Annotated in this window: 18 protein-coding genes and 2 pseudogenes; 13 read left to right on the top strand and 7 right to left on the bottom strand. The window is 70.5% G+C overall.

The features are described from left to right. Positions 1-6: 6 nt before the first annotated feature. The 3 genes from IGS69_RS20085 to IGS69_RS20095 all read right to left on the bottom strand — a co-directional run bounded on the left by IGS69_RS20085 (position 7) and on the right by IGS69_RS20095 (position 1,374). The gene (locus IGS69_RS20085) at positions 7-351 is read right to left on the bottom strand and encodes a hypothetical protein (protein ID WP_190901790.1); all 345 of its coding nucleotides are present in this window, start codon (positions 349-351) and stop codon (positions 7-9) included. Next, a complete protein-coding gene (locus IGS69_RS20090) occupies positions 348-1,010 on the bottom strand; it encodes a DUF6232 family protein (protein WP_332836560.1) in 663 nt (220 codons plus the stop codon). Before IGS69_RS20090 ends, IGS69_RS20085 begins: the two co-directional genes overlap by 4 nt. A gap of 70 nt (positions 1,011-1,080) precedes the next feature. Further along, positions 1,081-1,374: a PLD nuclease N-terminal domain-containing protein gene (locus tag IGS69_RS20095; RefSeq protein ID WP_190901792.1), complete on the bottom strand. Its 294-nt coding sequence runs from the start codon at positions 1,372-1,374 to the stop codon at positions 1,081-1,083. Between the two features lie 66 nt (positions 1,375-1,440). Here IGS69_RS20095 and IGS69_RS20100 point away from each other — a divergent pair, with 66 nt between their 5' ends. Beyond that, positions 1,441-2,892: a menaquinone biosynthesis decarboxylase gene (locus tag IGS69_RS20100; RefSeq protein ID WP_190901794.1), complete on the top strand. Its 1,452-nt coding sequence runs from the start codon at positions 1,441-1,443 to the stop codon at positions 2,890-2,892. Further along, a complete protein-coding gene (gene mqnP / locus IGS69_RS20105; RefSeq protein ID WP_190901796.1) occupies positions 2,889-3,791 on the top strand; it encodes a menaquinone biosynthesis prenyltransferase MqnP in 903 nt (300 codons plus the stop codon). Before IGS69_RS20100 ends, mqnP begins: the two co-directional genes overlap by 4 nt. Here mqnP and IGS69_RS20110 read toward each other — a convergent pair whose 3' ends face one another. After that, positions 3,792-4,406, bottom strand: coding sequence for a rhomboid family intramembrane serine protease (locus tag IGS69_RS20110; protein ID WP_190901798.1), 615 nt, complete (start codon positions 4,404-4,406; stop codon positions 3,792-3,794). Between the two features lie 115 nt (positions 4,407-4,521). Between IGS69_RS20110 and IGS69_RS20115 the strand changes: the two genes are divergently transcribed. The 9 genes from IGS69_RS20115 (at position 4,522) to IGS69_RS20150 (ending at position 11,046) form a co-directional block, all read left to right on the top strand. Continuing rightward, a complete protein-coding gene (locus IGS69_RS20115; RefSeq protein ID WP_190901800.1) occupies positions 4,522-5,184 on the top strand; it encodes a UbiX family flavin prenyltransferase in 663 nt (220 codons plus the stop codon). 58 nt (positions 5,185-5,242) lie between these two features. Next, complete coding sequence (locus tag IGS69_RS20120; protein ID WP_031103084.1) at positions 5,243-5,698, top strand: Lrp/AsnC family transcriptional regulator; 456 nt, start codon at positions 5,243-5,245, stop codon at positions 5,696-5,698. A 45-nt stretch (positions 5,699-5,743) separates the two neighbouring features. Further along, complete coding sequence (gene mqnE / locus IGS69_RS20125; protein ID WP_190901802.1) at positions 5,744-6,907, top strand: aminofutalosine synthase MqnE; 1,164 nt, start codon at positions 5,744-5,746, stop codon at positions 6,905-6,907. Positions 6,908-6,977: 70 nt separating this feature from the next. Then, the gene (locus IGS69_RS20130) at positions 6,978-7,628 is read left to right on the top strand and encodes a UdgX family uracil-DNA binding protein (RefSeq protein WP_190901804.1); all 651 of its coding nucleotides are present in this window, start codon (positions 6,978-6,980) and stop codon (positions 7,626-7,628) included. 16 nt (positions 7,629-7,644) lie between these two features. Continuing rightward, entirely contained in the window at positions 7,645-8,169 is a 525-nt protein-coding gene (locus IGS69_RS20135) for a GNAT family N-acetyltransferase (protein ID WP_190901806.1), read from the top strand. Positions 8,170-8,271: 102 nt separating this feature from the next. After that, entirely contained in the window at positions 8,272-8,571 is a 300-nt protein-coding gene (locus tag IGS69_RS20140) for a DUF4229 domain-containing protein (RefSeq protein WP_190901808.1), read from the top strand. 140 nt (positions 8,572-8,711) lie between these two features. Continuing rightward, positions 8,712-8,813 (top strand): putative leader peptide, encoded by a 102-nt coding sequence (locus IGS69_RS35070; protein ID WP_332836561.1) that lies wholly within the window; start codon positions 8,712-8,714, stop codon positions 8,811-8,813. A 66-nt stretch (positions 8,814-8,879) separates the two neighbouring features. Further along, positions 8,880-10,193: a dicarboxylate/amino acid:cation symporter gene (locus tag IGS69_RS20145; RefSeq protein WP_190901810.1), complete on the top strand. Its 1,314-nt coding sequence runs from the start codon at positions 8,880-8,882 to the stop codon at positions 10,191-10,193. A 187-nt stretch (positions 10,194-10,380) separates the two neighbouring features. Further along, the gene (locus IGS69_RS20150) at positions 10,381-11,046 is read left to right on the top strand and encodes a TetR/AcrR family transcriptional regulator (protein ID WP_190901812.1); all 666 of its coding nucleotides are present in this window, start codon (positions 10,381-10,383) and stop codon (positions 11,044-11,046) included. On the opposite strand, the gene IGS69_RS20155 is transcribed toward IGS69_RS20150, so the two are convergent. Both IGS69_RS20155 and IGS69_RS20160 read right to left on the bottom strand, forming a co-directional pair. Further along, a complete protein-coding gene (locus IGS69_RS20155; RefSeq protein WP_190901814.1) occupies positions 11,034-11,888 on the bottom strand; it encodes a MaoC/PaaZ C-terminal domain-containing protein in 855 nt (284 codons plus the stop codon). The two genes, IGS69_RS20150 and IGS69_RS20155, sit on opposite strands and share 13 nt — an antisense overlap. Continuing rightward, positions 11,888-13,213 (bottom strand): 3-oxoacyl-ACP reductase, encoded by a 1,326-nt coding sequence (locus IGS69_RS20160; protein ID WP_190901816.1) that lies wholly within the window; start codon positions 13,211-13,213, stop codon positions 11,888-11,890. The genes IGS69_RS20155 and IGS69_RS20160 overlap by 1 nt, the downstream gene beginning before the upstream one ends. Positions 13,214-13,682: 469 nt before the next feature. On the opposite strand from IGS69_RS20160, the pseudogene IGS69_RS20165 reads away from it, so the two are divergent. Further along, positions 13,683-13,958: pseudogene (locus IGS69_RS20165) on the top strand (thiolase family protein); the annotation flags it as partial. Here IGS69_RS20165 and IGS69_RS20170 read toward each other — a convergent pair. After that, positions 13,957-14,319: pseudogene (locus IGS69_RS20170) on the bottom strand (RNA-guided endonuclease InsQ/TnpB family protein); the annotation flags it as partial. The pseudogenes IGS69_RS20165 and IGS69_RS20170 overlap by 2 nt on opposite strands. 338 nt (positions 14,320-14,657) lie before the next feature. Between IGS69_RS20170 and IGS69_RS20175 the strand changes: the two are divergent. Further along, positions 14,658-16,577: an AMP-dependent synthetase/ligase gene (locus IGS69_RS20175; protein WP_190901818.1), complete on the top strand. Its 1,920-nt coding sequence runs from the start codon at positions 14,658-14,660 to the stop codon at positions 16,575-16,577. Positions 16,578-16,612: the final 35 nt, after the last annotated feature.

The raw sequence follows: 16,612 nt of genomic DNA on the forward strand, positions 1-16,612 counted from the left end.
GCTGACCTACTGCCCGCCCACCATCTGCAGGATCCGGTTGGCCGCCTCCGCGACCGGCTGGCCCACCGCTCCGACGGCCGCGGCGATCGCGGCGACGGCCAGCAGGGCGCGGTGGCGCTCCTGCGGGGGCGCGGCGTCGGCGGCGAGGACCGGGAGGGAGTCGTCGATGAGCTGCGCGCTCGGCTGCGGCAGCTGGTCGCGCAACTCCCGGACCTCGCGGATCAGTTCGGCGAGGGCCAGCCGCAGGGCGGGGTCCGTGTCGCCCGTGGAGCCGTTCTTCACGATGCCCGTGTTGCCGGTGCCGCCATGCATGGTGACGCTGTCGCCGTAGTGGTAGTTGTTTCCGCTCATGCCGCGATCCCCGTGTTTCCGCTGCCGCCGTACATGTTCACGCTGTCACCGAAGTGGTAGTTCGTGGGCGAGTTGATCGTCAGGCGCTCCACCGTCACCTGGAACTCGGTGTCGGGATTCTCCAGAGCTCCCGAGACATAGCCCACGAGCCGGTCCAGGTGCTGTGGGTCGGGGCTGGTCACCATCGCCGTGGAGGGGCCGGCCGTCTCGACGGCGAGGACGTAGTGCGAGGGGGCCGTCACGACGGAGAGCATCTCCACGAAGAAGTAGATCAGCGCCGCGCCGGAGCAGAGCCACACGAAGACGATCAGTCCACCACCGCCGCCGGACGACTCACTCTCGTACGGGCCTCTGGAACTCCCCGCCAGGGAGATCAGGCCGCCGATGACCGACAGGCCGATCCCCACCGCCAGGACGATCAGGAGGCGGGTCAGGAAGCGGAAGACCGCCTCCTTGCGCTTGGGTCGGAGGGTGAAGGTGTACACCCGGGCGATGTTGCGCAGGGGGTAGGCCGCGCCGCCGACCCATAACAGCCGCTTGTGGACGCGGAGTTGGACGTCGGTCATGGCGCGCGGTGGAGTGGAGGGCGGGGGCGGCACGTCGAACTGCCCCGGTGGCTGCTGGATCTCCATGGCGTCCTTCTGAAGGCCGGTGGTCACACTGTGAACACCATTGACGACCATGCGTGCACCTGGGGGCAACCCGTTTCCCGAAAGCTTCGCAGGACCCTCAGGACTCCTCGCGCCTCGGGTCGTCGTCCTTGTTCTTGTCCTCGTCCAGCGACTTCAGGAAGTCCGGATTGTCGTCCGGCGCCACCCACTGCCGCGGACGCTCCGCCGCGGGCACCCGCTTCTTGCCGGCGATCAGCCAGGAGATCGACCCGACGAGCGGGAACACCAGGACGAGCAGTGCCCACAGCGGCTTGGGCATGTGGCGGATCTCGTCGTCCTGCGTGCTGATGCAGTCGATGAACGCGTACACGCTCAGCGCCAGCGGCACGAGGAACATCAGTACCCGGAGCATGCGGCCTCTCAGCGAAAGCGGTGGGTGGTTCCAGGCCAGGGTAGCCGCTCGGGGATACTGGACCCCATGGCTTACGACGATCTTCGCTCCCTGCTCAGGGCGCTGGAGCGCGAGGGCGACCTCAAGCGCATCAAGGCCGAGGTGGATCCGTACCTGGAGGTCGGGGAGATCGTCGACCGGGTGCAGAAGTCCGGCGGCCCCGCCCTGCTCTTCGAGAACGTGCGCGGGTCGAGCATGCCGCTGGCGATGAACGTGTTCGGCACGGACCGGCGGCTGCTGAAGTCCCTGGGCCTGAAGTCCTACGCCGAGATCTCCGAGCGGATCGGCGGGCTGCTGAAGCCCGAGCTGCCGCACGGCTTCGTCGGCGTGCGCGAGGCCTTCGGCAAGCTCGGCGCGATGACACACGTACCGCCGAAGAAGGTGAAGGACGGCCCCGTGCACGAGGTCGTCCTGACCGGGGACGACGTCGACCTGGACCAGCTGCCGGCCCTCTTCACCTGGCCGAAGGACGGCGGGTCGTTCTTCAACCTGGGGCTGACCCACACCAAGGACCCGGAGAGCGGCGTCCGCAACCTCGGGCTGTACCGCCTCCAGCGCCACGACAAGCGCACCATCGGCATGCACTGGCAGATCCACAAGGACAGCCGCAACCACTACCAGGTGGCGGCGCGCCGGGGTGAGCGGCTGCCGGTCGCGATCGCCTTCGGCTGTCCGCCCGCCGTGACGTACGCGTCCACGGCGCCGCTGCCCGGGGACATCGACGAGTACCTGTTCGCCGGGTTCCTCGCGGGCAAGCGGATCGAGATGGTCGACTGCAAGACCGTGCCGCTCCAGGTGCCGGCGCAGGCCGAGGTCGTCATCGAGGGCTGGCTGGAGCCGGGCGAGATGCTGCCCGAGGGCCCCTTCGGCGACCACACGGGCTTCTACACGCCGCAGGAGCCCTTCCCCGCGCTGAAGATCGACTGCGTGACGATGCGGAAGCGGCCGCTGCTCCAGTCGATCGTCGTGGGCAGGCCCCCGACGGAGGACGGGCCGCTGGGCCGGGCGACGGAACGCTTCTTCCTGCCGCTGCTGAAGATCATCGTGCCGGACATCGTGGACTACCACCTGCCGGAGGCGGGCGGCTTCCACAACTGCGCGATCGTCTCCATCGACAAGAAGTACCCGAAGCACGCGCAGAAGGTCATGCACGCCATCTGGGGCGCGCACATGATGTCCCTGACCAAGCTGATCGTGGTCGTCGACTCCGACTGCGACGTGCACGACCTGCACGAGGTCGCCTGGCGGGCCCTGGGCAACACCGACTACGCCCGCGACCTGTCGGTCGTCGAGGGCCCGGTCGACCACCTCGACCACGCCTCCTACCAGCAGTTCTGGGGTGGCAAGGCCGGCATCGACGCGACGAAGAAGTGGCCCGAAGAGGGCTACACCCGCGACGGCGGCTGGCCCGACATGGTGGAGTCCGACCCGGAGACGGCGGCGAAGGTGGACCGCCGCTGGAAGGAGTACGGGCTGTGAGTTCCGCTTCCGCCGCGATCCCCCAGCCGGGACGCACCAAGGCCTTCCTGCGGCTGGTGATGATCGAGCACTCGGTCTTCGCGCTGCCCTTCGCCTACATCGCCGCGCTCACCGCGATGTTCCAGTGGGACAAGAACATCCACTGGGGCCGGCTGCTGCTGGTCACCGTCTGCATGGTGGGCCTGCGCACCTTCGCGATGGCGGTCAACCGGATCATCGACCGGGAGATCGACGCGCGGAACCCGCGCACGGCGCAGCGCGAGCTGGTGACGGGCGCCATGTCGGTGAAGCACGCCTGGACGGGCGCGCTGATCGCCCTGGCCGTGTTCCTGACCGCGGCCGCCCTGCTGAACCCGCTGTGCCTGGCGCTCGCCCCCATCGCCGTGATCCCGATGGTGGTCTACCCCTACGGCAAGCGGTTCACGAACTTCCCGCAGGCCATCCTCGGCCTCGCCCAGGCCATGGGCCCGGTCGGCGGCTGGCTGGCGATCTCGGGGGAGTGGTCCTGGGACGCGGTGATCCTCGGCCTCGCGGTGGGCATCTGGATCGGCGGCTTCGACCTGATCTACGCCTGCCAGGACGTGGAGACCGACCGCGAGATCGGCGTCATGTCCGTCCCCGCCCGCTTCGGCATCCCGTCGGCGATCTGGGGCGCGCGGGTCTGCCACGCCCTGACCACGGCCCTGTTCGTCTGGTACGCCCTGGCCACCGGCGCCGGCGCCTTTTTCTGGCTGGGCCTGCTGATCGTCGCCGGCGCGTTCCTCTACGAGCACTCGATCGTGCGCCCCCATGACCTCTCCCGCGTGAACCGCGCCTTCTTCAGCGTCAACGGCTTCATCGGGATCGCGCTGTTCGTGTGCGCGCTGCTGGACCTGCTGGTGCGCGGTCTGACCGTCTGATCAGGAGGCGCCCAGCGCGCGGCCGGGCTCCGGCTCCGGGCGGCGGCGGAACAGGAACGCCGCCGCCACGCCCGCGAGCAGGCCTATGAGGTGGCCCTGCCAGCTGACGCCCGTCTGGGTGGGGGCCAGGCCCGCCAGGATCGAGCCGCCCCAGACCGCGGCGATCAGGACCCCGGCCAGGACGCCCAGCGGGCGGCGCTCGACGAAACCGGTGACCAGGAGGAACCCGAACAGGCCGAAGATCACACCCGAGGCGCCCGCGGTGTTGGAGTGCGCCGGGGCGATCAGCCAGACGCCCAGGCCGTCCGCGACGATGATCAGCGCGCAGACGAGCAGGAACCGGCGCAGCCCCGCGAGCGCGGCGAGGAAGCCGAGCACCAGCAACGGCACGGTGTTCGCCGCCAGATGGGCGAAGCCGAAGTGGATGAAGGAGGAGGGGACGACATCGACCAGCTCGGAAGGGTCGCGCGGGGTGACACCGAAGCCGTCCAGCGCATGGCCCGTGGCCACGTCCACCACTTCCAGCAGCCACAGCAGCGCCACCCAGGCCAGCATCAGCTTGCCCGCGGCCAGCGCACGATCGCCCGGTGACCACCCGGCTCGTGGATCCGACATGGCGACCCCCAGTGCTCGCTCGTCCCCTCCGTGCAACGGCCCGCACCCCTTGGCCGGTTCCCACCCTGCGACGCCGGATAGGCTCGGTGTTGTGAACCCAGTCAAGCCAGGCGAGATGCCGCGTACGCCTTGGATCGTAGGGGTGTCCGGGGCCTCCGGCACCCCGTATGCCGCTGCCGTGCTGAGGGCTCTTCTGGACGCCGGCGAGAGCGTCGACCTCGTGGTGTCCCGGGCCTCCCGGCTCACCCTGCTGGACGAGACCGGGATCTCCTTCCGGGACGCCCACTGGCAGGCCGACCTGCGGGAATGGCTGTCCCGGGGCGCCGACGGCAAGCCGGACACCTTCTCCGTCGACATCGACGCCGTACGGCACTGGAGCGCCGGCGACCTGGCCGCCGGGCCCTCCTCGGGGTCGTACCGCACCAAGGGCATGCTCATCGTGCCCGCCTCGACGGCGAGCGTGGCGGGGGTCGCGCTCGGACTGTCGAAGGACCTGCTGCAACGGGCGGCGAGCGTCACCCTCAAAGAGGACCGCAAGCTGATCGTGGCCGTGCGCGAGACCCCGCTGAACGGCCAGACCCTGCGGCACCTGGTCACCCTCGACGGCGCGGGCGCGACGGTCGTACCCGCCTCACCCGCTTTCTACGCGGGCGCGACGCACATCCAGGACCTGGTGGACTTCGTCGCCGGACGCGTACTCGACGCGGCGGGCGTGCCGCACCGGCTCTACCGCCGTTGGCAAGGTGAACTCGGCGGCGGTGCGCACCGCGACGGCTGAGCAGCACCCGACCCCCATCGGACTTCAACCACAACTTCAGCGGAAGGCTTCGATCGCAATGGACGCGGTGGACAGGCAGCTCATCCAGGCCCTCAGGGAGAACGGCCGGGCCTCCTACGCGGAGCTGGGACGCCTCGTCGGACTGTCGGGACCCAGTGTCACCGACCGCATCAACCGGCTGGAGGCGGCCGGAGTCATCACCGGCTACCGGGCCACCGTCGACGCCGCCTCGCTCGGCCTCGGCGTCACCGCCCTGGTCGGCATCTCGCTCTCCGACGCCACCGACCACGAGGACGTGGCGCAGCGCCTGAAGGACCTCTCGGAGATCGAGGACTGCTGGTTCATCGCCGGCGACGACTCGTACATGCTCAAGGTGCGCGCGGCCGACGTGGACGGCCTGGAGAAGATGATCCGGCGGCTCAGCGGAACCAAGGGCGTCTCCCGGACGCGTACGACCATCGTGCTCTCCACCAAGTGGGAGAACCGGGTCGGGGAGCTGCCGGAAGAGGAGTAGGCGCGTAGTCGTACGGTTGGGACGTCTTCGGAGAAAGGTGTGGGCATGGATCTCGGGCTCAAGCGCGAGCTGGAGGAGAAGGTCAGGGCGGGTGTCCGTCTGACCCGTGAGGACGGCATCGCGCTGTACGAGTCGGACGACCTGGCCTGGCTCGGCGGCCTGGCGCACGAGGTGCGCACCCGCAAGAACGGCGACGTCGTGCACTTCAACGTCAACCGGCACCTCAACATGACGAACGTGTGCACGGCCTCCTGCGCGTACTGCTCCTTCCAGCGCAAGCCGGGGGAGAAGGACGCGTACACGATGCGCATCGAGGAGGCCGTCAAGCTCGCGAAGGCGATGGAGTCGGAGAACCTCACCGAGCTGCACATCGTCAACGGGCTGCACCCGAACCTGCCGTGGCGCTACTACCCGCGCTCGCTGCGGGAGCTGAAGGCCGCGCTGCCGGACGTCTCGCTGAAGGCGTTCACGGCCACGGAGATCCACCACTTCGAGACGATCTCGGGGCTGAGCGCGTCGGAGATCCTCGACGAGCTCATCGACGCCGGTCTGGAGTCCCTCACCGGTGGTGGCGCCGAGATCTTCGACTGGGAGGTCCGGCAGCACATCGTGGACCACCGGACCCACTGGGAGGACTGGTCCCGGATCCACCGGCTCGCGCACGAGAAGGGTCTCAAGACCCCGGCCACCATGCTCTACGGCCACATCGAGGAGCCGCGGCACCGGGTGGACCACGTGCTGCGGCTGCGCGAGCTGCAGGACGAGACCGGGGGCTTCCAGGTCTTCATCCCGCTGCGGTACCAGCACGACTTCGTCGACATGAAGGACGGCAAGGTCCGCAACCGGCTTCAGGCGCGGACGCAGATGGCGACGGGGGCGGAGGCGCTGAAGACCTTCGCGGTGTCGCGGCTGCTGTTCGACAACGTGCCGCATGTGAAGGTCTTCTGGGTCATGCACGGCGTCCAGACCGCGCAGCTCGCGCTTCAGCATGGTGCGGATGACATGGACGGGTCTGTCGTCGAGTACAAGATCACTCATGACGCGGACAACTATGGGACGCCGAACAAGCTGACGCGTGAGGACTTGCTCGACCTGATTCGTGATGCCGGGTTCCGGCCTGTGGAGCGGAACACGCGGTACGAGATCATTCGGGAGTATGAGGGGCCCGACCCCTTGCTTCGCGAGTCGCCGCAGCCGATGCGGGTTTGATTGCGGCTTTCGGTGCGTGGGGGGCTGGTCGCGCAGTTCCTCGCGCCCCCAAGTCGGGTACCCGGAGGGCATGGTCAGGACCGAGGCACCTGAGGATGCCTACACCGCTGAACCGTTCGTTCCCAGTCGCGGCGGGCTCGTTGCTCTGCGGCGGGCCGCTGCCGGATGTCGGGGGTGTCCCTTGCACCGGGACGCCACGCAGACCGTGTTCGGGGACGGGAGTGCGGACGCCCGGGTCATGCTCGTGGGGGAGCAGCCCGGGGATCAGGAGGATCGGCAGGGGAAGCCGTTCGTAGGGCCCGCCGGGAAGGTGCTGGACCGGGCCCTGGCGGAAGCCGGGATCGATCCATCAGAGGCCTATGTCACCAACGCCGTGAAGCACTTCAAGTTCACGCAGGCCGAGCCGCGGAAGCGGCGGATCCACAAGGCGCCGACCCTGCGGGAGATGACCGCGTGCGGGCCCTGGTTGGCCGCGGAGCTCGCCGTCGTGGAGCCGGAGCTGATCGTCGTGCTGGGGGCGACCGCCGGGAAGGCCCTGCTCGGTTCCTCGTTCCGGGTCACGCAGGTGCGCGGGACGGTGCTGGAGGAGGAGATCCACGGGCGGGCCGAGCGGCTGGTGCCCACCGTGCATCCGTCGTCTGTGCTGCGGTCCGACGACCGGGAGGCCGCGTACCGGGGGCTGGTGTCGGACCTGAAAGTGGCGGCGGACGCGCTGTCGTAATGGCTAGAATCCCCGCATGCCCCTTACCTTCACGCTCGAACCCGCCGTCACCCCCGAGCTGCGTGACGGTCTGCTCGATCTGTGGACCGATGTCTCCAACGCCGGCGGAGCCGTCGGGTACGTGCCGCCGGTGACGCGGGAGGAGATCCGCCCCGCGCTGGTGCAGCACTTCGCGTCGATGGCCGAGGGGCGGGTCAAGCTGCTCGTCGGGCACGACGAGGAGGGGCGGGTCGCGGCGACGGCGTTCCTGACGTACAACACGCACCACCTGATGACGCACTGGCTGTGGCTGTACACGGTGATGGTCCACCCGCGGCACCAGGGCAAGGGCTACGGCCGGGACCTGCTGGCCGCCGCCGCCGACGCGGTCCGGCGCATGGACGGGATCGAGGCGATCCGGCTGACCTGCCGGGGCGGACTCGGACTCGAGCGGTTCTACGCGTCCTGCGGCTACAAGGAGGTCGGCCGCATCCCCGGGGCGATCCGGGTGGCGCCGGGGGACGACCGCGACGACGTCATCATGCTGCTGCCGCTGGCCTGACCCCGGCCCGACCCCCGTGCAAGATCGGCCGTTCGGCGTGCTTCACTGGACGGTGCCCCTTTGGGTGCGTTCCGACCGTTCGAACCGGAAGAGTGGATTGAGATGCTCCGCTACACGCTGATGCGCCTCGGCGTCTTCGTGGGCTGCCTCGTGGTCGTCTGGGGCGCCGTCTACTCCGGCATCGCCCCGCGCGGTCTCGGCAACAGCAACGGCCTGTGGGTCGTGCTGCTCGCGCTGCTGATCTCCGCGCCGATCAGCTTCGTCGTCCTGCGCAAGGAGCGGGACCGGGCGTCGATCCAGGTCGCCCAGCGCGTCGACCGGATGAAGGCCAACCTCGACGCCAACCGCAGCCAGGAGGACGTGGCCGACGACGCGGCCCGCACCCAGGGTCAGACCTCGTAAGGTCCCCGCACGCGTTCACGGCGCCCCGTTTCCGTACATCCTCGGAAACGGGGCGCTTTGCGTTGTATGGGTGTGTGTGCGCCGTCACCTGTCAAAGCCAGGCTTTGGGGTGCCCAAAGTTCAGGTGTTAAGGTCGTTGTATGAAGTCAGCAGTCGCGCCCCATTCGCCCCCGAGCGCTCGGCTCGTGGCGCGGCTGCACGTGGATCTCTGTCGGTGCGCGTCCGCTTTCTGTCGTCCCTGACGTAACGCAACCCCCCGTCGTCTCCCACGTCAGTTCCCCCCTCGCGTCCCCCAACGGAGTCAGTCCGTGTCCTCACACACGAAGTCCTTCAAGGTGCCCTTCTGGGGCCAGATACTCGCCGGTCTCCTCCTGGGTGTGCTGCTCGGCTGGGTCGCCCGCAACCAGGACGTGTCCTGGCTGGTCACGACACTGGAGAAGGTCGGCGACACCTTCATCGGGCTGCTGAAGCTCGCGGTCGCCCCGCTCGTCTTCTTCGCGATCCTGGTCTCGATCACCAACCTGCGGAAGGTCAACAACGCGGCCCGGCTGGCCTCGCGCACCCTCCTCTGGTTCATGATCACGTCGCTGATCGCGGTCAGCATCGGCCTGATCATCGGCCTGGTCACCAACCCGGGCGCCGGCACCGGCCTCACCCCCAAGGACGGCGGGAAGCCCGAGAGCACCGGCTCCTGGATCGACTTCCTGACCGGCATCATCCCGACCGACGTCATCACGCCGTTCACCGAGCTGAACGTGCTGCAGATCGTCTTCATGGCCGCCGTCGCCGGTATCGCCGCGCTCCAGCTCGGTGAGAAGGCCCAGCCGATCCTCACCCTCAGCGAGTCGGTCCTCAGCCTGCTCCAGAAGGCGCTGTGGTGGGTCATCCGGCTCGCCCCGATCGGCACGATCGGCCTCATCGGCTACGCCATCGCCACCTACGGCTGGGACCTGATCGGCAAGTACGCGACGTTCACCGCTGACATCTACGTCGGCTGCCTCATCGTGCTGTTCGGTGTCTACCCGACGCTGCTCGCGACCGTCGCCAAGGTCAACCCGATCCAGTTCTTCAAGGGCGCCTGGCCCGCGATCCAGCTGGCCTTCGTCTCCCGCTCCTCGGTCGGCACCATGCCGCTGACGCAGAAGGTCACCGAGCGGCTCGGCGTGCCGAAGGAGTACGCGTCCTTCGCGGTGCCGTTCGGCGCCACGACCAAGATGGACGGCTGCGCCGCGATCTACCCGGCCGTCGCCGCGATCTTCGTCGCCCAGATCTTCGACATCCAGCTGGGCGTCGGCGACTACCTGCTGATCGCGTTCGTCTCGGTGGTCGGCTCCGCCGCCACGGCCGGCCTGACCGGCGCGACGGTCATGCTGACCCTGACCCTGTCCACCCTCGGCCTGCCGATGGAGGGCGTGGGCCTGCTCCTCGCGATCGACCCGATCCTGGACATGATCCGCACCGCGACCAACGTCGCCGGACAGGCGCTGATCCCGGTCCTGGTCTCCGCCCGCGAGAACCTGCTCGACCGTGACGCGTACGCCACGGCCGACGGCTCCTCCCTGGACGACCCGTTCGACCAGGAGCCGCGCGACAAGGCCGAGCCGGTCCCCGCGGCCGCCTGACGGGCCGATCAAGACCGAGCCGGTCCCCGCACCGAGCCGGTCCCCGCACCGAGCCGGTCCCCGCACCGAGCCGGTCCCCGCGGCCGCCTGACGGACCGATCGGTCCCGGTCACAGACGGGCCCCCTCGGCGGTCCTTCCCCGGTTTCCCGGGCGAGGGCCGCCCAGGGGGCCCGTACGCTAAGCGGTATGGGTGCCGTGAAGACCAAGAGGATGCCGCGCGCGGTCCGTGAGCAGCAGATGCTGGACGCAGCCGTGCGGATCTTCGGCCAACGGGGCTACATGGCCGCCTCGATGGACGAGATAGCCGAACTCGCCGGTGTGTCCAAGCCGTTGGTCTACCTGTACCTCAACTCGAAGGAAGACCTCTTCACCGCCTGCATCCGCCGGGAGGCGGGCGCCCTCGTCGAGGCGGTGCGGGCCGGGGTCCGCCGCGACCTGCCCGCCGACCGGCAGCTGTGGGAGGGTCTCGGCGCCTTCTTCACGCACACCGGCGAGAACCCGGACGCCTGGTCGGTCCTGCACCTCCAGGCGCGCACCCACGGCGAGCCGTTCGCCGCCGAGGTCACCGCGATGCGCGAGGAGATCGTCGCCTTCGTGACGCAGCTGATCCTCGCCGGCGCCCGCGAGGCCCACCGCGACCCCGACCTGCCCGAGCGCGAGGTCGCGGGTCTCGCCGAGGCCCTGGTCGGCGCCGCCGAGTCGCTCGCCGCCTGGGCCAACGCCACCCCGGGCGTCACCGCCCGCCAGGCCGCGGCCACACTGATGAACTTCGCCTGGGCCGGGCTCGGCGACCTCATGGCGGGACGGCCCTGGGCACCCCCGGAGGAGCCCCCGGGCCCTCACACCGGGTAGACCTCCCCCGTCACATGGATGCGGTCCTCGCTGCCGCGCAGCTCGAACCGGCCGTCCCGCTCCGCGTACGTCACCGTCCCGGGCAGCAGCACCGGTGCCCGGAACTCCGCGCGCAGACGGCAGGACTCCGGGACGCCGTGCGCGGCGAGGCACCGGGCCACGGTCCACATGCCGTGGGCGATGGCCCGGGGGAAGCCGAACAGCCGGGCCGTGAGCGGGTGCAGATGGATCGGGTTGCGGTCCCCGGAGGCGGCCCCGTAGCGGCGTCCTGTGTCCCCGGCCAGCCGCCACCGTGCCGCCTCGGGCAGCGGTTTGCGCGTCTCCGCCTCCCGGGGGGCCGCGGCCGGCTCCCGTGTGCGGTGCCGGGCCAGGTAGGTGCTCCTGGACTCCCACACCGGATCCCCGCCGGCGCGCACCTCGGTGACGACCGTGGCCTGCGTGCCGCGCCGGTGCGGGGCCAGCCCCTCGATGTGCACGGACAGTTCGTAGGTGCCGCTCGCCGGCATCCGTGCGTGCCGGATGACGGTGATCGACGTGTGGACGAGACCGAGCAGCGGCAGCGGGAAGTCCCGGCCGCTCATCAGCCGCATGGCCAGGGGGAATCCGAGCACATGCGGATACGTCACCGGCAGCCCGTCCTCCCCGGTCGGGAACCCGCAGACCCGCTCGTACGCCGCGAGCCGCGCGAGGTCCACGCGCAGGCCGGGCAGGACGAGCCGGGTGCGGGGGAACTCCGCGTCGGGGCCGGGGCGTTTGAAGGGCGACAGCAGGGCGCCCCGGGCGAGGAGCGGGGCGAGGGAGGGGGACTCCGTGAGGACGACAGCGGCGGCGGGGTCGGCCATCACGCCCCCAGCAGGCTCTGGCCGCAGACGCGGACGACCTGGCCGTTGACCGCGCCCGAGCCCGGGTGCGCCAGCCAGGCGGTGGTCTCGGCGACGTCGGCCGGGAGGCCGCCCTGCGCGAGGGAGTTCATCCGGCGGCCCGCCTCCCGGATGAACAGCGGGACGGCGGCCGTCATCTTCGTCTCGATGAAGCCGGGCGCGACCGCGTTGACCGTCACGCCGTGCTCGTCGAGCGCGCGCGGCGCGAGGGAGCGGACCATGCCGACGACGCCCGCCTTGCTCGCCCCGTAGTTGGTCTGGCCGGCGTTGCCGGCGATCCCCGCGATCGAGGCGGTGGCGACGATCCGGCCGCCGTGCTTCAGCGTCCCGTCCTTCAGCAGGGCGTCCGTGGTGCGCAGCACGCTCGCCAGGTTCACCTCCAGCACGGAGATCCAGCGCTCGGCGGGCATGTTCACCAGGCGCCGGTCGCGGGTGATGCCCGCGTTGTGGATCAGCAGGTCCAGGCCGTCGGGCAGCGCCTCGGCGATCCGGGCGCCCGCGTCGGCGGACGTCATGTCGAGCAGCAGCGCGGTGCCCCCGAGCCGCTCGGCGACCCGCCGGGCGTCCTGCTCGGCCTGCGGCACATCGAGCACGACGACCCGCGCACCGTCGCGCGCGAGGGTCTCGGCGACCGCCTCACCGATGCCCCGGGCGGCGCCGGTGACGAGGGCGGTGCGGCCGGACAGGGGGCGGTCCGGGTCGACGGGGGCCGGCTCCCGGTCATCGGCGGTCGGCTTCCGGCCGGCTCCGACCTCGATCACCTGCCCGCTCACATACGCCGACTTGGGGGACAGCAGGAAGCGCAGGGTGGACTCCGCGGCGGCGGCGTCCGTGAGCCGGACCAGATTCACCGTCCTGCCCCGGCCGATCTCCTTGCCGAGGGAGCGCGTGAAACCCTCCAGGGCCTGCTGGGCCGCGGCCTGCTGGTGGTCGGCGGGGTCGAGCGGCGCGCCGAGCACCACGACGCGCCCGCTCGCGGCGACCGACCGTACGACGGGATGCAGGGCGGCGTGCACCTCGGCCAGGGCCTCGACGCACCGCACCCCGGTCGCGTCCAGGACGACGGCGGCCGTGCGGCCGGAGCCGTCCCGGCCGGTCGCAGTACGGGCCAGGACCGCAGCCGCGTCGAGGGCGGAGCGGCCCGCCGTGAGGTGCAGCAGGCCGCCGTCCAGGGCGGGCCGCTCGGCGGACCAGCGGGCCAGCGCCGCGGGCTGCGGCAGCCCCAGCCGGCGCGTGAGGAAGCGGCCGGGCGCGGTGCCGGTCAAGCGCAGATAGCGGTCGGCCATGGACGACTCCCAGTTCCCGAGGACGGCTCACGAAGCCCCACTCCTGCTTACTCTGGAGTAAGGTTACCGAAGGTAAGGCTACGTCACGGACGAGGAGCGGGTCGAGATGAGTTGGTCGAGATGAGCCCCCGGCAACTGTCGCAGTCGGTGCGGCGCGTGGCGGTCGTGGGCGGAGCGCGCATCCCCTTCACCCGCTCCGACAGCCCCTACGCCACCGCCTCCAACCAGCAGATGCTCACCGCCGCCCTAGGGTCTGTCGTTTGGATCAGCCCGCAGACGCGGGGCCTGGCACGCGCATCTGCCGCGTTGTCGTCGGTTGTCAACTCCCCCACGCTCGGCTGCGCTCGCGCGGGAGGGACCCCCATCGCGTTGACGCCCTCCTCCGCCTTGCAGCTACACGCACCAGGCCCCGCTCACCGGCATCGAGAAGCACCGCCGATTCCCTGCGACCTGATCCAAACGACAGACCCTAGACGGCCTCGTCGAGCGGTACGGACTCCAGGAGCCGGGCGCGGTCGGCGAGTTCGTCGCCGGAGCCGTACTCAAGCACAGCCGCGACTTCAACCTCGCCCGCGAGACCGTCCTCGGCTCGAAGCTCCACCCGCGCACCCCCGCCTACGACATCCAGCAGGCCTGCGGCACCGGTCTCCAGGCCGTCATCGCCGCCGCCAACAAGATCGCCCTCGGCCAGACCGAATCGGCCGTCGCGGGCGGCGCCGACACCGCCAGCGACGCACCCCTCGGCGGATCGACTGCCGGGCGTCCTTCTTCGACTTGTACCGAGGCGGCCCCACTCTCCGGCCCTTCCGCTCGCCGCTCCGGCTGTCGAAGAAGTTCTTGAAGGCGGTGTCCAGGTCCCGCAGGGACTGCTGCAGGACCACCGCCGACACCTCGGCGAGCCAGGCACGCTCCTCAGTGCGCTTGGCCTGAGTGATCCGCAGCCGCGAAAGCTCCGTCGATTTCACATACGGCAACCCCGCAGCATGCGCCTCCTTCCGGTCGCGCAGGCAGTCGTTCCACACCACACGTGCACACCCGAACGCCCGCGCCAGCGCACGGCACTGGGAGGCATCGGGGTAAGCCCGGTAGTTGTAGCGAAGCTGCATACCGATCACCGTAGGGACGCCCCATGGCTGCACACGGCGAAAGATCATATTCAACCGTTCTTGCGCGCAATGTGGGGTAAGTGCGTTCGAGGCGAGCCCGGTACTTCTTCACGCTCGGTGGCAGGGTCCACGTAACCCCCGAGATTGCACAGGCCCGGCTCCGGACCATCCCCGAACCTGCACGGACCCGCCACGTCAGCGCCGTACGATCCCGTTCCTACCGCCAGTAACCCATTGAGGACCTCTCCGGGGGGATTGAGCCGGCTGAGCGCCTCGGCGTGCGAGGCACGTACGTCATGCAGCAAGCAGTTCTTCGCTGCACGCCCCAGGAGCCGCCCGTGTCCACTGCGTATCCCTCCTCCGTCCACGGCAACGCGTACGAAGGGCCGGTGCTCGTCGAGCCCCAGGTGCGACGGCTGGACGGAGCGGTACGGGAGGCATCCGTACCGCCGCTGGCCCCGCCGCGGACCCACGGGTCGCTCGCCGACCTGCCGTTCCACAACGCGAGCGCCGACCCGGGCGCCGCGGCCCTCAGCCGCAGGGACGCCGACGGCCGCTGGAGCGACGTCACGGCGGCGCAGTTCGCCGACCAGGTGCGGACCGTGGCCAAGGGCCTGATCGCCGAGGGCCTGATGCCCGGCGACCGGATCGCCGTGATGGCCCGCACCATCTACGAGTGGACCGTCCTGGACTTCGCCGCCTGGGCGGCCGGACTGGTCACCGTCCCGATCTACCCCACCTCCTCCGTCTTCCAGGCCCGCTGGATCCTCCACGACTCCGGCGCGGTCGCCCTGGTCACCGAGACCGCCGCACAGGCCGCCGCCCTCGGCCCGGAGCGCGAGCGGCTGCCCGACCTCAAGCACATATGGATCGTCGAGAAGGGCCACGTGGACCGGCTCGCGGAGGCCGGGGCGCACCTGCCCGACCAGGAGGTCGAGGTGCGGCGCGGCATGCTCGGCCCCGACACCCTCGCCACCCTCGTCTACACCTCGGGCACCACGGGCCGCCCCAAGGGCTGCGCCCTCACCCACGGCAACTTCTTCGCCGAGGTCGACAACGCCATCGAGCTGCTCTACCCCGTCTTCCGGGCCAGGACCAGCGAAGAGGCCTCCGTCCTGCTGTTCCTGCCGATGTCCCACGTCTTCGGCCGCATGGTGGCGATCGCCTGCGTCCGGGCCCGCGTCCGGCTGGGTCACGCGCCCAGCATCAAGGCCGACGACCTGCTGCCCGACCTCGCCGCCTTCCGGCCGACCTGTCTGCTGGCCATCCCGTACATGCTGGAGAAAATCTTCAACTCCGCCCGCGCCAAAGCCGAGTCGAGCGGCCGGACCTCCTCGTTCGACCGCGCGGCGTCGGTCGCGCAGCGCTACGGAGAGGCCATGGAGGCCCGGCAGACCGGCACCGGCCCCGGCCCCTCCCGCGTCCTGAAGACCGCCCGCGCCATCTACGACCCGCTGGTCTACCGTCGCATCCGCAACGCCATGGGCGGCCGGGTCCGCTACGCCATCTGCGGCGGCTCCCCGCTCGGCCGCCGCCTCGCCGCGTTCTACGCCGGTGCCGGCATCGAGATCTTCGAGGGCTACGGCCTGACGGAGACCACCGGCGCGAGCACCGTCACCCCGCCCCTCAAACCCCGCCTGGGCACCGTCGGCTGGCCGCTGCCCGGCACCCGCGTCCGCATCGCCGCCGACGGCGAGATCCTGGTCGGTGGCGACCACGTGCTGCGCGGCTACTGGGACCCGCAGGCCGGGGGCGTCGTACCCGCCGCCCCCGACGGCTGGCTCGCCACCGGCGACCTCGGCGAACTCGACGACGAGGGCTATCTGACGATCACCGGCCGCAAGAAGGAACTGCTCATCACCGCGGGCGGCAAGTCCGTCGCCCCGGCCCCGCTCGAGAACTGGCTGCGCTCGCACCCGCTGATCTCCCAGTGCCTCGTCCTGGGCGACGGCCGCCCCTTCGTCTCGGCACTGATCACCCTCGACCCGGACGGCGTCACCCACTGGCGCCAGATGAACGGCAAACACCCCGTACCGCTCACCCTCCTCGTCGACGACGAGGAACTGCGCGCCATCCTGCAACGCGCCGTCGACGAGGCCAACAAGATGGTCTCCCGCCCGGAGTCCATCCGCCGCTTCGCCGTCCTGACCGAGGACTTCACGGAGGAGGCCGGCCATCTGACCCCGTCGATGAAGCTCCGCCGGGAGGCCGTACTGCGCGCTTTCGCCACGGAAGTGGAGGGTCTGTACACCCGGTGAGTCACCTTTGCGAGGTCTTCACACGTGGTTCTTGA

The organism is Streptomyces tuirus (assembly GCF_014701095.1).
Classification (GTDB): Bacteria; Actinomycetota; Actinomycetes; order Streptomycetales; family Streptomycetaceae; genus Streptomyces; species Streptomyces tuirus.